This is a genomic window from Actinophytocola sp. (genome assembly GCF_036402745.1).
GTDB lineage: Bacteria > Actinomycetota > Actinomycetes > Mycobacteriales > Pseudonocardiaceae > Actinophytocola.
Genome location: NZ_DASWSJ010000167.1, coordinates 22260 through 36683, shown reverse-complemented (window position 1 = coordinate 36683; position 14424 = coordinate 22260). Strand labels below are relative to the sequence as shown.

Genomic DNA, 14424 nt, shown 5'->3' with positions numbered 1-14424 from the left:
TGCGGTGCAGGTCGTCGCGGATCACCCTGCATCTCGCGCATGGGCTGTGCCCCTCCCGCGAGTCGCCGGCCGACGCGCCGGGGGAGTGGACAAGGTCCGGCGGGGTCTGGCTCGATGGAGTGCGTGACCACCTTCGACGCCGAGACCGAGCGGATGATCCTCGCCAACCAGGCCAACTGGGACGCCCGCACGCCCATCCACGTCGCCAGCGCGTTCTACGGGCTCGACGGCAGCCGGCCGGCCGCGAGCTGGCTCGCCGACTACGAGTGGGCCGACCTCGGCGACCTCGACGGCGTCGACCTGCTGCACCTGCAGTGCCACCTCGGCGCCGAGACCATCGCGCTCGCCGAGAGGGGCGCGCGGGCGGTCGGGCTCGACATCTCCGGGGAGTCGGTCCGGCAGGCCCGCCGGCTCGCGGCGGACCGGCGGCTGGACATCGAGTACGTGCGGGCCGACGTGTACGACGCGGTCGGCGCGGTCGACGGCCGCACCTTCGACATCGTCTACACCGGCAAGGGCGCGCTCTGCTACCTGCCCGACCTCGACCCGTGGGCGTCGGCGGTCGCCCAGCTGCTGCGGCCCGGCGGCGCGCTGTACGTCGTCGAGTTCCACCCGCTGCTCTACGCGCTCGGCGTGGTCCCGCCCAAGGACGGCGGCGAGGAGCTGACCCTGCGCGGCGACTTCCTGTCCGGCCGCGGCGCCGAGGAGCGCGACGCCACCCGCACCTACACCGACGGCCCGGCGCTCACCGAGGCCACGGTGGCCTACGAGTGGCGCCACGAGCTCGGCGAGGTGGTCACCGCGCTCGCCGGCGCGGGCCTGCGCGTCGACACCGTCCGCGAGGACCCCCGCCTGCCGTGGCCGCGCTGGTCCTCGATGGTCCAGGACGCCACCGGCTGGTTCACCCTCCCCGCCGACCAGCCCCGCATCCCCCTGCTCTACGCGGTGAAGGCCGTCAGGTGAACAGCCCTCAGGTGAACAGCGTGTCGCCCCAGAAGCCGCCCTCGCGCACCCCCGGCGGGACCGCGTAGAGGCCCGAGCCCGTGTGCTCCAGGTACTCCATCATCTTGTCCTGTGTGGACAGTGCCTGCTGCATCGGGACGAACTGCGTGTGCGGGTCGCGGCTGAAGCACACGAAGAACAGGCCCGCGTCGAGGTGGCCGAGGCCGTCCGTGCCGTCGGTGAAGTTGTAGCCGCGGCGCAGGATCCGCACCCCGCCCAGCGACTCGGCCGACGCCAGCCGGAGGTGCGCGGTCGGCGGGATCAGCGGGACGCCGCCCTCCCCGCGCACGTGTAGGTCCGGCTCGTCGAACTCCTTGACCTGGCCCAGCGGCGCGCCCTCGCCCTTGTCCCGGCCGACGATGTCCTCCTGCTCGAACAGCGGCGTCCGGTCCCAGATCTCGATGTGCATCCGGATCCGCCGCGCCACGAGGTAGGTCCCGCCGGCCAGCCAGTCCGGGCCGTCGCCGGGCTGGACCCACACGTGCTCGTCGAGCGCCGCGGTCTCCTCGGCCTTCAGGTTCCGCGTCCCGTCCTTGAAGCCGAACAGGTTGCGCGGCGTCGCCTGCGCGCGGGTGGTCGACGACGTCCGCCCGAAGCCCAGCTGTGACCACCGCACCGCCACCTTGCCGAACCCGATCCGCACCAGGTTGCGGATGGCGTGCACGGCCACCTGCGGGTCGTTCGCGCACGCCTGGACGCAGACGTCCCCGTCCGAGCGCGCCGGGTCGAGGTCGTCGCCGGGAAACCGCGGCAGCCGTGTCAACCCCGCCGGCCGCGCGGCCGCGAGCCCGAACCGGTCGTCGAACAGCGACGGGCCGAAGCCGATCGTCACGGTCAGCGCCGACGCGGACAGGTCCAGCGCCTCGCCGGTGTCCTTCGGCGCCGCCGCGCGCGGCCCGCCGACCGCGCCCTCGTCGACCGCCTCGAGCCCGCGGGTCATCCGCTCGGCCGCGAGCGTCCAGTCCTTCAGCAGCCCGACCAGCTCCTCGCGCGAGGACGTGCGCACGTCCAGCGCGACGAAGTGCATCCGGTCCTGCGCCAGCGTGACGATCCCCGCCTGGCGCTCGCCGTGGAAGGGCACCGGCGCGGCCGACTCCGCCGCGTTCGCCACCGGGTCCGGGCCGAGCGTGCGGTCGGCCAGCACCCCGGCCGCCGCGCCGACGCCGACCGCCGCCGCACCGGCCCCGGCGGCGCCGAGCAGCCGGCGCCGGGACATGCGTGCCGACCCGGTCACTGCCCGGCCACCACCTCGGCGACCTGGCTGATCGGCTCGCCCAGCGCGTCGACCACCTCGGACAGCTCCTTGACCTCGGTCGGCGTGAGCTCGGTGTAGAGCGCGAAACCGTCACCCTCACGGTGCTTCTCCAGCAGCACGTCCACCGCGTGGAACCGCTCGTCCAAAGTGGACAGAAGGTCGGGGTCGCGCTCCTCGATCACCGGGCGCAGCGCCGCGACCGCCGCCTGCGATCCGTCCACATTGGAGCGGAAGTCCCACAGGTCGGTGTGGGAGTAGCGGTCCTCCTCGCCGGTGACCTTGCCGGTGGCCACCTCGTCCAGCAGCTCCTTCGCGCCGCCCGCCATCCGCAGCGGGCTCGGCTCGACGGTCTTCGCCCGGGCCTGGAGGTCCTTGACGTCGGCCAGCAGCCGGTCGGCGATCGACGCCGAGTCCGCCCGCACGCCGGTGGACCACAGGTCCTTCTCCAGCCGGTGGAAGCCGGTGAACTCCATGCCCTGCTCGAGCCCGTCCTCGCGGACGTCGATCTTCGGGTCGATGTCGCCGAAGCTCTCGGCCACCGGCTCGATCCGCTCCCAGTAGATCCGGGTGACCGGGTACAGCGCCTTGGCCTCGTCGACCTTCCCGGCCTTGACCGCGGCGACGAACTCCCCGGTCTTGGTGACCAGCGCGCCGGTCTGCGAGTTCACGTACCGTTGGTAGCTCGCGGCCGCCTCGGCGAGCTTGGTGTCGGTGTCGACGCGCCTGTCGGCCTGGCCGGAGACCGTGAACGCGCCGCGGATGCCGTCGCCGCGCATGCCCGGCTTGCACGCGGTCTGGTAGTCGCCCGCCTCGGAGACCTCGACGATGAGCCGCCGGGTGAGGCCGGGCGTGATGTTCTCGACCTCGCCCATGATCCGGTCGCCCTCGGCGTAGAGGTAGAACTCGGTGACCCGGCTGCCCGTGTTGGTCACCTCGAACGTGAGCGTGCCCGCGTCGGCGGCGGTGCGCGCCACCTTGCACGCCTTGTCGCCGGCGTCGACGGCGATCGCGCCGCCCGACTTCTCCTCCGGGGTCTGCGTGCCGCAGCCGGCGAGCGCGGTCACGGTGACGAGGCCTATCCCGGCCAGAGCGGCGCGGGCGGGGGACGGGATCACGAGTTCTCCTTGACAGAGCCTGCCGGCGCGGGCGCCGGGCGAGCGGGTGCCGCGACCTGCTTGCGCGGCATCAGGAACAGCGTCAGTACGACGGCGACGTAGGCGACCCACGCGAGCGCCTGCAGGACGGTGGTCCGGGCGGAGTAGTTGAGGAGACCCTTGAGCAGCGCGCCGTACCACGAGTCCTCAGGCATCGGCCCGGACAGGTCGAAGGCCAGCGTGCTCAGCCCGGGCAGCACCCCGGCCTCCTGCAGGTCGTGCAGCCCGTAGGCGAGGATCCCGGCGGCCACGAACACCAGCAGCACGCCGGTGATCTGGAAGAACCTGCCGAGGTCGAACCGGAGCGCGCCGCGGTAGATCAGCCGGCCCAGCACGACCGCGACCACGATGCCCACGACGAAGCCGATCAGCGGCTGGGTGGTGCCGCGCTCGGCGGTGCGCACGTTGGCGTAGAAGAACGCCATGGTCTCCAGGCCCTCGCGGCCCACGGCCAGCAGCGCCATGAGCACGACCGCGGCCGGGCCGAGCGCCACGGCCGCGGACAGCCGGCCGCGCAGCTCGGTGGAGATCGTCCGGGCGGTGGCCCGCATCCAGAAGATCATCCACGTGACGAATCCCACGGCGACGACCGACAGCACGCCGCCGAATATCTCCTGCTGCTCGAACCGCATCTCGCCGATCGTGTACGCGATGACGGTGCCGATCGCGACGCAGCCGGCGAGTGCCGCGCCCACCCCGGTCCACACCCATCGCAGGTAGCTCCGCTTGTCGGTCTTGACCAGGAACGCGACGAGGACGCTGACGACCAGGGCGGCCTCCAGGCCCTCCCTGAGTCCGATCAGCGCGCTGCTGAACAGCACGGGTGCCTCCGAAGGTTGGTATGCCTAGCCTTAGTGAACATAGGTAAGGCTCACCTGAGTTGTCCAGGCGCGGCGGGCATCCGCGACCGATCCGCGAGCAAAACCGCCGGTTTTGGGGTATTTGCCCGGCTCGACGGCGGCGAAGAAGCGACGTACCGGGGCGGTTCGCGGGGCACAGCCGTCATCCCGAACGCGGGCGCCCGGCGCGATACGTAGCCTGGGTCGCGTGGCCGTACCTCCGAACCATCCGTCGACCACGCTCTTCGAGCCGCCGTCGGGCCCGCCGGTGCGGCGCAGGCGCCGGGTCGCGGGTCCGCTGCTGCTCGTCGCCGCCCTCGTCGCGGCGGTGGTGGCGGTGATCGTCGGGCTCGACAAGCCCGCGGAGCGCCCGCTCCCGCCGGTGGCCGTGCCGGACTTCCCGGTGCCCGAGCTCGACGTCCCGCCGGGCAGCGCGGTGCCGCACGACGCGGCCATCGCGCCGCGCTCGTCGCGCACCGCGACCCGGCCGACCACCGCGGCCGTGCGGGACTGGGCCAGCACGCTCGCGGAGAAGACGCAGATCCCGCAGCGGAGCCTGGTCGCCTACGCGGAGGCCGAGTTGACCGTCCGGACCAGCACGCCGGCCTGCGGCCTGAGCTGGGCCACGCTCGCCGGTGTCGGCCGCGTCGAGTCCCACCACGGCCGCTACGGAGGCTCCGACATCGGCGCCGACGGCCGCCTCTCGCCGCCGATCATCGGCATCCCGCTGGACGGCTCGCCGGGCGTGCGCGCGATCCCGGACACCGACGGCGGCCGGCTCGACGGGGACGTCCGGTGGGACCGCGCGGTGGGTGCGATGCAGTTCCTGCCCACGACCTGGCAGCGCTGGGGCGTGCGCGCGAGTGGCGACGGCCAGCCCCCGGACCCCCAGAACATCGACGACGCGGCCCTGTCCGCCGCCCGTTACCTGTGCGCGAGCGGCGGCGACCTGTCGACGGCCGCCGGCTGGTGGCACGCGGTGATGACCTACAACCGCTCGGTGCCCTACGGCCAGAAGGTCTTCAACGGCGCCGACGCCTACGCGAAGGCCGCCGCGGCGCTCGGTTAGCGGTCGTTGCGGTCGTTCTCGACGGCGAGGCGGGCGCTGACCTCGCCGAGCGCCTCCTGGTACTCCGGCAGCGGGCGCATGGCCACCGCCAGGCGGAACTGGGTCTGGGCCTCGGTCAGCCGGCTCTGCCGCTGCAACGCCTTGCCCAGCGCGAACCGCGCGTAGTGGTCGGTCGGGTCCAGCTCGAGCACCCGCAGGAAGGCCTTCTCCGCCCGGCGCAGCTGGGCCGAGCCGAGGTACGCGCGGCCGGCCAGGAGATGAACACTCGACGAATCCGGTTCCGCGTCGAGGACCGGCGCCAGGGCCGCCAGGGCGTCAAGGGGCCGGCGTTGCGCCACCAGCGACTCCGCGCGGCGGAACGCCTCGAACGTGCTCTGCCCGTCCTCAGCCATGGTTGCCGCCAACGCTACCGAATGACGCGCTGTTCCATAACCTCGTTCGCGCGTGCCTCCACCGGGTGGGAAAACCACCCCGCTACGCTCGATGCCGAGAGTCCCCGGAGCCGGTTGAGGAGCACGACGTGGCGGTTATCGAGCAGGTTGGCGCGCGCGAGATCCTGGATTCGCGTGGTAACCCCACCGTCGAGGTGGAGGTCGCGCTGGACGACGGCACGCTCGCCCGGGCGGCGGTGCCCTCGGGCGCGTCGACCGGCGAGCACGAGGCCGTCGAGCTGCGCGACAAGGACACGGGCCGGTACAACGGCAAGGGCGTCGAGAAGGCGGTCACCGCCGTGCTCGACGAGATCGGGCCGGAGATCACCGGCACCGACGCGGTCGACCAGCGCATCGTCGACCAGAAGCTCGTCGACCTCGACGGCACGCCGGACAAGTCCCGGCTGGGCGCCAACGCCATCCTCGGGGTCTCGCTCGCGGTCGCCAAGGCCGGCGCCGAGTCCAGCGGCCTGGAGCTGTTCCGCTACATCGGCGGGCCGAACGCGCACGTGCTGCCGGTGCCGATGCTCAACATCCTCAACGGTGGCGCGCACGCCGACACCGACGTGGACATCCAGGAGTTCATGATCGCGCCGATCGGCGCCGAGTCCTACCGCGAGGCGCTGCGCTGGGGCGTGGAGGTCTACCACTCGCTCAAGTCCGTGCTCAAGAGCCGCGGCCTGGCCACCGGCCTGGGCGACGAGGGCGGCTTCGCGCCGAGCCTGTCCAGCAACCGCGACGCGCTGGACCTCATCGTCACCGCCATCGAGAAGGCCGGCTACACGCCGGGCCGCGACATCGCGCTGGCGCTGGACGTGGCCGCCACCGAGTTCTTCGCCGACGGCGCGTACGTGTTCGAGGGCAGCAAGCGCAGCGCCGAGCAGATGATCGCGTACTACAGCGAGCTGCTCGACTCCTACCAGATGGTCTCCATCGAGGACCCGCTGGCCGAGGACGACTGGGACGGCTGGGTGCGGCTCACCGACGAGATCGGCGAGCGGGTCCAGCTGGTCGGCGACGACCTGTTCGTCACCAACCCGGAGCGGCTCGAGGAAGGCATCGCCCGCCGCGCGGCCAACGCGCTGCTGGTCAAGGTCAACCAGATCGGCACGCTGTCCGAGACGCTGGACGCGGTCGCGCTGGCCACCTCCTACGGCTACCGCAGCATGATGAGCCACCGCTCCGGCGAGACCGAGGACACCACGATCGCCGACCTCGCGGTGGCCACCGGCGTCGGGCAGATCAAGTCCGGCGCGCCGGCCCGCGGTGAGCGCACCGCCAAGTACAACCAGCTGCTGCGCATCGAGGAGATCCTCGGCGACGCCGCCCGCTACGCAGGTGACCTGGCCTTCCCCCGGTTCAACCCGGAGTCGTAATGCCCCCCGGCCGCGAGTCCGACCGTGGCCGGCGGCGCGGCACCGGAGCCACCGATGCCCGCGCCGGCCGTTCCGCGCGCCGGCCGCGGAGCGCGCGCCGGACCCGGCCCCGCGACGGGCGCCCGGGCCGGCCGGTCGGCCCGGACCGGGACAGCGAGCGCGACCGGGGTCGCGGCCGCACGGTCCGCGCGGCCGCCGCGTTCGGGCTGTCGACGACGCGCCGCGCGGCGGTGCTCGCGATCGTGGTCTGCGCGCTCGCGCTGTCGGTCGCCGTCCCGCTGCGGACCTACCTGTCGCAGCGGGACGAGGTGCAGATCCAGGAGCAGCGGCAGGCGAAGTTGCGGGACAAGGTCAACGCCCTCGAGCAGCGCAAGGCCCAGCTCGAGGACCCGGCCCAGGTGGAGGCCGAGGCCCGGCGGCGGTTGCGCTACGTGATGCCCGGCGAGACCCCGTACATGGTGGAGCTGCCCGGCGACGCGCAGGGCGGCGGCGGCAACGACAAGGCGCAGCGCCGCGTGCTCGACGAGTCCTGGTACCTGGAGCTGTGGAAATCGGTGTCCGGCGAATGAACCTCGTGCCCGTGTCCGACGTCGACCGGGAGACCGTCGCCGCGCAGCTCGGCCGGCCGCCGCGCGCCATCCGCGCGGTCGCCGCCCGCTGCCCGAGCGGCCACCCCGCGGTGGTGCAGACCAGCCCGCGGCTCGAGGACGGCACGCCGTTCCCGACGCTGTACTACCTGACCTGCCCGCGGCTGACGTCGCTGGTCAGCAGGCTGGAGGCGAGCGGGCTGATGCGGGAGATGACCGCGCGGCTCGGCGAGGACCCCGACCTCGCCGACGCCTACCTGGCCGCGCACCGGTCCTACCTCGCCGAGCGGGACGCGATCGACCCGCTCGGCACGGAGGTCAGCGCCGGCGGGATGCCGGGCCGGGTCAAGTGCCTGCACGTCCACGTCGCGCACTCGCTCGCGGTCGGCCCAGGGGTGAACCCGTTCGGCGACGAGGCGTTGCTCCAGTTGGCGGACAGCTGGCCGGCAGGCGACTGCGCGTCCTAGCCACCGGATGTTCCCGAAAGGGCAACCCCACGGCCAGTGATTTCCGTCAGTGATGCGAAGAGGATCTACTTGACTCACCGTTGACCTCTTTCTTGTGATGATGGTTCGTGAGACGGTGGCAGGCGGCGTACAGACTGCGACGGACCGCGACCCGGAGGTTGGGTCGGGTGTCGCTCGGGTCAGTGAAGGGAATCGGTACAGGTGAGTGCGGCGAAGAGCAGTAGATCGGCCGGCAACGAAGAGCGCCGGACGAGGCGGCGTCGTCGTAAGGCCGCGGCGGCCACCGGCACGATGTTGCTGGTCGCGGCCGCTGTCGCTGGTGAGCCGATCAGCCTCGCGAGCTCGGCGACGCAGGCCGCGGGTGGGGTGGGTGGTGGCCTGTTCGGCCTGACCGACCCGAACTCGGTGAGCGCGAACGGCCAGCCCGGCGGCGCCGACAAGATCGGCGACGAGGTCCTCGCGAGCGCGGGCAACATCGATCGGCTGCGCCAGCTCGCGCCGCCGGGTGACCTGCCGAGCGGTCCGGTGGGCATTCCGGGCAAGGTGCTCGAGGCGTACATGAACGCCGCGAACATCCTCGCGGCGGAGCAGCCGGGCTGCCGGTTGCACTGGTCGCTGCTCGCCGGCATCGGCCGCATCGAGTCCAACCACGCCCGCGGCGGCCGCGTCGACGGCGCCGGCAACACGACGCCCAACATCCTCGGCCCGGTCCTCAACGGCGGCGGCTTCGCGGCGATCATGGACACCGACGGCGGCCGGCTCGACGGCGACGCCCGCTGGGACCGCGCGGTCGGTGCCATGCAGTTCATCCCGTCCACGTGGCGTGGATACGCCTCGGACGGCAACCACGACGGCGTCTCGAACCCGCACAACGTCTTCGATGCCACCCTCGCGGCGGGCAAGTACCTGTGCTCGGGCGGCCTGAACCTGTCCGACCCCAAGGATCAAGCGACGGCCGTTTTCCGCTACAACCACTCGGACACGTATGTGAGCACGGTCCTGATCTGGGCCAACGCGTACGCCACGGGTGCGCAGCCGCTGGCGCAGACGGTGGTGCCGGATCCGGCGGCGCAGGCCGCGCTGGGCCCGAAGCCGGTCGTGCCCGCTCCGGCCGCGCACAAGCCAGGCACCACGAAGCCGAAGCCCGGCACGACGACGACGACCACCACGAGGGTGACGACCCCGACGACGACCACCACCACGACGACGACAACGACGACCTCGTGCACCCCGACGGCCCCGCCGACGACCACGTCGACGACGACGACGGTACCGACGACGACCACTTCGGACACGCCGCCGTCGCAGACGACCACCACGACGACGACGACCACGGACCCGCCGCCGACCCCGCCGAGCTGCTGAGCCGGATGGGTTGAGGCCGGCCACGGCGAGTCGAGGTCGAGCGAGGGCGGCCGTGGAGGGCTGAGGCCCGCCGAGCCGGGGCGCGGCAGTCCGGGCGGAGCGACGATGCGAAGCGAGCCGAGTACGCCAGCGCGAGGGTGAAGCGAGCCCGGTCCACGCGAGACCGCGGACCCGGCGAATAGAGTCACCGCCATGCCGAGGTTTGCCGCGATCGACTGTGGGACGAACTCCATCCGCCTCCTGGTGGCCGACGTGACCGTGCGCGAGGACGGCACCGCCCACCTCCGCGACGTCCACCGGGAGATGCGCATCGTCCGCCTCGGTGAGGGGGTCGACGCCACCGGGCAGCTGAGCCCCGCCGCGCTGCGGCGGACCAAGGACGCGCTCGTCGACTACACCGCGGTCTGCCGGCGCAAGGGAGCCGAGCGTGTGCGCATGGTCGCCACCTCCGCCACCCGGGACGCCCGCAACCGCGACGAGTTCTTCGGCATGACGCGGGACGTGCTCGGGGTCGAGGCCGAGGTGATCTCCGGGGACGAGGAGGCCCGCCTCAGTTTCACCGGCGCGGTCGGCGATCTCGAGCCCGACGACGGCCCCTTCGTCGTCACCGACATCGGGGGTGGCTCCACCGAGGTGGTCGTCGGCACGTGGGACGGTGTGCGTGCGGACATCATGGGCGCGCGGTCGGTGGACGTCGGCTGCGTGCGGGTCACCGAGCGCTGCCTCAGGTCAGACCCGCCGACGGACGCCGAGAAGACAGCCGCGCGCACACTCGTCGGCGACGTCCTCGCCGGCGCGTTCGCCAGCGTCCCCGTCGAGAAGGCCCGCACGTGGGTCGGCGTCGCCGGCACCATCACCACGCTTTCCGCTGTGGCGCAAGAGCTTCCGGAGTACGACTCCGAGCGCACCCACCTGTCCCGGCTCACCGGCCCGGAGCTCGACCGGACCGCACAGCGGCTGCTCGACGCCACGCACGACGAGCGCGCGGCCATCGGCTCCATGCACCCGGGCCGCGTCGACGTCATCGGCGCCGGCGCGCTGATCACGCAGGTCCTGGCCGAGAAGTTCGCGCACACCGCGGGCATCACCGAGCTGTTGGTGAGTGAGCACGACATCCTCGACGGAATCGCGCTTTCCCTGGTGTGACACCAATTCCCGAACCGAAAATATGCGCGGGAAAGTGCCCGATCGTCGCGCCTTCGTGACGCCTGAGAACACCGTTTTCGCGCATTGATGCCATTAACGTCCCGTCACATTCCGATTGGGAGGAGCTGACGGGATGTGTAGACCGCACCGGATTGCCGCGGGGTTACTGCCGATCGCGCTCGTCGTCGCCGGCTGTGGCAGCGGCGACGGGCCGAGCACTGGGAGCGGCGGTGACCCGCGGAAGAACGAGAACACCGAGATCACCATCTTCGGCACCGAGCCGGAGCGCCCGCTCGTCCCGGGCGACACCAGCGAGACCGGCGGCGGCAAGATCGTCGACGCGCTGTTCACCGGCCTGATGGACTACGACCCGGTCACCGGCGAGCCCCGCGCGGCCAACGCCGAGTCCTTCGAGCTCACCAAGCCCGACGAGTACACCGTGAAGCTGAAGAAGGACTGGACCTTCCACGACGGCACCCCGGTCCTCGCCAAGAACTACGTCGACGCCTGGAACTACACCGCCTACAGCCCCAACGGCCAGCAGCACGCCAGCTTCTTCGCCCAGATCGAGGGCTTCGACCAGGTCTTCACGGTCGACCCCGACGGCGACGGGCCGAAGCCGCCGCCGACCCCGCCGGCCAGGACGATGTCGGGCCTGAAGGTCGTCGACGACCACACGTTCACGATCACGTTCACCCAGCCGCACGCGGTCTTCAAGACCAAGACCGGCTACTCGGCCTACATGCCGCTGCCCGACAGTTTCTTCGCGGACAAGGAGAAGTTCCTCGCCCACCCGATCGGCAACGGCGCCTTCGAGTACGTCGACCGGGTGCCCCAGCAGGAGCTGCGGATGGCCCGGTACGAGGACTACAAGGGCACCGACAAGCCCAAGATCCGCCAGGTGAAGGTCCGCTTCATGGACTCCGACGCGGCCTACGTCGACATCAAGGGCAACCAGCTCGACTTCCTCGACACGCTGCCGCCGCAGGCGATCGCGGGCAACGTGTGGCGCGAGGACCTACCCGGCCGCGCCGACGTGGCCGCCGTGCTCGCCAACCAGACGATCGCGTTCCCCTTGTACGACAAGAAGTACCAGAACAAGGACTTCCGGCACGCGGTCTCCATGGCGATCAACCGCCAGGAGGTCGTCGACGTGATCTTCGAGGGCAACCGCGAGCCCGCCACCGGCTACGGCGTCCCGAAGCTGCCCGGCTGGCAGGAGGGCGCCTGCGGCACGTACTGCGAGTACAACCCGGAGGAGGCCAAGAAGCTCTTCGACAGGTCCGGCTGGACCGGCCCGATCGAGATCACCAGCAACGGCGACGGCGGGCACAAGGAGTGGGTCGAGGCGATCTGCGGCCAGATCTCCAACGTCCTCCAGACCGAGTGCGCGTTCGCGCCGGTGCAGGAGTTCAGCGAGATCCGCGAGGCCATCAACGCCCGCGAGATGACCCAGATCTACCGCGCGGGCTGGCTCGCCGACTACGCGCTGGTGGAGAACTTCCTCAACCCGCTGTACCGCACGGGTGGCTCGTCGAACGACAACGGCTACGCCAACCCCGCGGTCGACGCGAAGCTCGCCGAGGCGGACAGCGCGCCGACCGAGCAGGAGGCCTTCGCGCTCTACCACGAGGCCGAGAAGCTGATCGCCGAGGACATGCCGGCCGTGCCGCTGTGGAACACGCCGTCGATCTACGCGTGGTCCGAGCGGCTGACCAACGTGCGGCTGACCCCGAAGCGCGAGCTCGACCTGTCCTACGTCGAGGTCAGGTAACCGACCGGTGACCGGCCGGCCCGTGGCGCCGTCGCGGGCCGGCCGCGCACCGTGACCCCCGGGGGTGCACGAAGACATGGGCCGCTACGTCCTGCGCCGCCTGCTCCAGCTGGTTCCGGTGTTCGTCGGCACCACGTTCCTGATCTACCTGCTGGTGTGGTCGATCCCGGGCAACCCGTTCGCCGGCATGTGCGGCGAGCGCCCGTGCCCGGACTCGTTCATCGCGATGATGACCGACAAGTACAACCTCGACGACAACCTCTTCGTCCAGTACGTCAAGTACATGCGCGACCTCGTCACCGGCGACTTCGGACAGACGTTCTCCGGGCTCGACGTCGGCGAGCTGATCTCCTTGCGCTACCCCGTCTCCGTGCGGCTCGCACTCGTCGCGGTGGCCATCGAGGCGGTCATCGGCCTGTGCGCGGGCATCCTCACCGGCCTGCGCGGCCGCGGCTTCCTCGACAACCTGGTGCTGGTCTCGACGCTGTTCCTGATCGCCATCCCCACGTTCGTCACCGGGTTCGTGATCCAGATCCTGCTGGGCTTCCAGTGGGAGATCATGACGCCGACGGTGTCCTCGGCAGGCGGCTGGGCGGAGCTGATCATCCCCGGCTTCGTGCTCGGCAGCCTGTCGATGGCCTACGTGTCCCGGCTGACCCGGACCTCGATCGCGGAGAACAAGCACGCCGACTACATCCGCACCGCCCTCGCGAAGGGCCTGCCGCAACGCCGGATCGTGTGGGTGCACCTGCTGCGCAACTCGGTGATTCCGGTGCTCACCTTCCTCGGCACCGACGTCGGCGGGCTGATGGGCGGGGCCATCGTCACCGAGGGCATCTTCGGCGTCAACGGCATCGGCCGGCTCGTCTACACCGGGATCGTGTCCAAGGAAGGCGTCGTCGTGACCGGCGTCGTCGTGCTGCTGGTGATCGTGTTCCTGGTCGTCAACCTGATCATCGACCTGCTCTACGCCGTTCTCGACCCGAGGATCCGCTATGACTGACCCGACGGCGGCCGCGACCGGCGCCACCGTGACCCAGCCCGCCGAGTCCTATGTGGTCGCTGCCGGGCACGTGCCGGGCACGCCCGGCAGGCCACGCAGCCTGTGGTCGGACGCCTGGCGCGACCTGCGCCGCCGGCCACTGTTCGTCGTCGCCGGCGCGGTGATCCTGCTGCTGGTGGTCATCGCCCTGGTCCCGGGCCTGTTCACCTCGGCCGACCCGAACCTGAAGAGCCTCCCGCTGTCCCGGGACACCCCGTCCGGTGACGCGTGGTTCGGCTACGACACCCAGGGCCGCGACATCTACGCACGGGTGATCTACGGCACCCGCTGGACGCTGCTCGTGGGGGTCGCGGCGGCGCTGCTGACCGTGCTCGTCGGCGGCGTGCTCGGCATCCTCGCCGGCTTCTACGGCGGCTGGCTCGACGGCCTGCTGTCCCGGATCGGCGAGGTCTTCTTCGGCCTGCCGTTCGTGCTCGGCGCCATCGTGATCCTGAGCATGTTCCGCAACGCCGGGGTGCGCGGCGCGCTGCCGATCGTCGGTGTCGTGGTGGTCTCGCTCGGCGTCCTGTCCTGGCCGGTGGCCATGCGGATCATGCGGTCCGCGGCCATCGCGGCCAAGCAGCAGGACTACGTCAAGGCCGCGCGGGCACTGGGCGCGCGGCCGAGCCGGATCGTGTTCAAGCACCTGCTGCCCAACTGCCTCGCGCCGGTGCTGGTGTACGCGACGATCGCGCTCGGCGCGTTCGTCGGCGCGGAGGCCACGCTGTCGTTCCTGGGCATCGGCCTGCGTGACCCGGCGGTGTCCTGGGGCGTGATGATCGCCGACTCGCGCAACTACGTGCGGGTCGCGCCGCACATGCTGCTGTTCCCCGCCGGGTTCCTGACCGTCACCGTGCTCGCCTTCGTGATGCTGGGCGACGCCGTGCGGGAGGCCCTCGACCCGAAGCTGAGGTGAC

Annotated in this window: 14 protein-coding genes; 10 read left to right on the top strand and 4 right to left on the bottom strand. The window is 71.6% G+C overall.

The features are described 5' to 3' along the window. Positions 1-123: 123 nt before the first annotated feature. A complete protein-coding gene (locus tag VGD70_RS16705) occupies positions 124-963 on the top strand; it encodes a class I SAM-dependent methyltransferase (RefSeq protein WP_331082385.1) in 840 nt (279 codons plus the stop codon). Between the two features lie 7 nt (positions 964-970). Here the strand turns inward: VGD70_RS16705 and efeB are convergent, their stop codons facing one another. From efeB to efeU, 3 genes are read right to left on the bottom strand one after another with little or no spacing between them, the layout of a single operon-like run. Beyond that, positions 971-2236 (bottom strand): iron uptake transporter deferrochelatase/peroxidase subunit, encoded by a 1266-nt coding sequence (gene efeB / locus VGD70_RS16700; protein ID WP_331082384.1) that lies wholly within the window; start codon positions 2234-2236, stop codon positions 971-973. Next, complete coding sequence (gene efeO, locus VGD70_RS16695; RefSeq protein ID WP_331082383.1) at positions 2233-3372, bottom strand: iron uptake system protein EfeO; 1140 nt, start codon at positions 3370-3372, stop codon at positions 2233-2235. The genes efeB and efeO overlap by 4 nt, the downstream gene beginning before the upstream one ends. Beyond that, positions 3369-4232 carry an iron uptake transporter permease EfeU gene (efeU, locus tag VGD70_RS16690; protein WP_331082382.1) on the bottom strand — a complete coding sequence of 288 codons (864 nt, stop codon included), beginning with the start codon at positions 4230-4232 and terminating at the stop codon, positions 3369-3371. The genes efeO and efeU overlap by 4 nt, the downstream gene beginning before the upstream one ends. Before the next feature lie 226 nt (positions 4233-4458). Between efeU and VGD70_RS16685 the strand changes: the two genes are divergently transcribed. Further along, positions 4459-5319, top strand: a complete 861-nt coding sequence (locus VGD70_RS16685) for a lytic transglycosylase domain-containing protein (protein ID WP_331082381.1) — start codon at positions 4459-4461, stop codon at positions 5317-5319. On the opposite strand, the gene VGD70_RS16680 is transcribed toward VGD70_RS16685, so the two are convergent. After that, positions 5316-5711: a tetratricopeptide repeat protein gene (locus VGD70_RS16680; protein WP_331082380.1), complete on the bottom strand. Its 396-nt coding sequence runs from the start codon at positions 5709-5711 to the stop codon at positions 5316-5318. The genes VGD70_RS16685 and VGD70_RS16680 overlap by 4 nt on opposite strands. Positions 5712-5839: 128 nt before the next feature. Here VGD70_RS16680 and eno point away from each other — a divergent pair, with 128 nt between their 5' ends. The 8 genes from eno (at position 5840) to VGD70_RS16640 (ending at position 14423) form a co-directional block, all read left to right on the top strand. Further along, the gene (gene eno / locus VGD70_RS16675; protein ID WP_331082379.1) at positions 5840-7126 is read left to right on the top strand and encodes a phosphopyruvate hydratase; all 1287 of its coding nucleotides are present in this window, start codon (positions 5840-5842) and stop codon (positions 7124-7126) included. Next, positions 7126-7695, top strand: coding sequence for a septum formation initiator family protein (locus VGD70_RS16670; protein WP_331082378.1), 570 nt, complete (start codon positions 7126-7128; stop codon positions 7693-7695). Before eno ends, VGD70_RS16670 begins: the two co-directional genes overlap by 1 nt. After that, positions 7692-8180 carry a DUF501 domain-containing protein gene (locus tag VGD70_RS16665; RefSeq protein WP_331082377.1) on the top strand — a complete coding sequence of 163 codons (489 nt, stop codon included), beginning with the start codon at positions 7692-7694 and terminating at the stop codon, positions 8178-8180. Before VGD70_RS16670 ends, VGD70_RS16665 begins: the two co-directional genes overlap by 4 nt. A 291-nt stretch (positions 8181-8471) precedes the next feature. Then, positions 8472-9545 (top strand): lytic transglycosylase domain-containing protein, encoded by a 1074-nt coding sequence (locus tag VGD70_RS16660; protein WP_331082376.1) that lies wholly within the window; start codon positions 8472-8474, stop codon positions 9543-9545. Between the two features lie 192 nt (positions 9546-9737). Then, a complete protein-coding gene (locus VGD70_RS16655; protein ID WP_331082375.1) occupies positions 9738-10691 on the top strand; it encodes a Ppx/GppA phosphatase family protein in 954 nt (317 codons plus the stop codon). Between the two features lie 133 nt (positions 10692-10824). Continuing rightward, the gene (locus VGD70_RS16650; protein ID WP_331082374.1) at positions 10825-12465 is read left to right on the top strand and encodes an ABC transporter substrate-binding protein; all 1641 of its coding nucleotides are present in this window, start codon (positions 10825-10827) and stop codon (positions 12463-12465) included. 76 nt (positions 12466-12541) lie between these two features. Continuing rightward, complete coding sequence (locus VGD70_RS16645; protein ID WP_331082373.1) at positions 12542-13468, top strand: ABC transporter permease; 927 nt, start codon at positions 12542-12544, stop codon at positions 13466-13468. After that, entirely contained in the window at positions 13461-14423 is a 963-nt protein-coding gene (locus VGD70_RS16640; protein WP_331082372.1) for an ABC transporter permease, read from the top strand. The genes VGD70_RS16645 and VGD70_RS16640 overlap by 8 nt, the downstream gene beginning before the upstream one ends. Position 14424 lies beyond the last annotated feature (1 nt).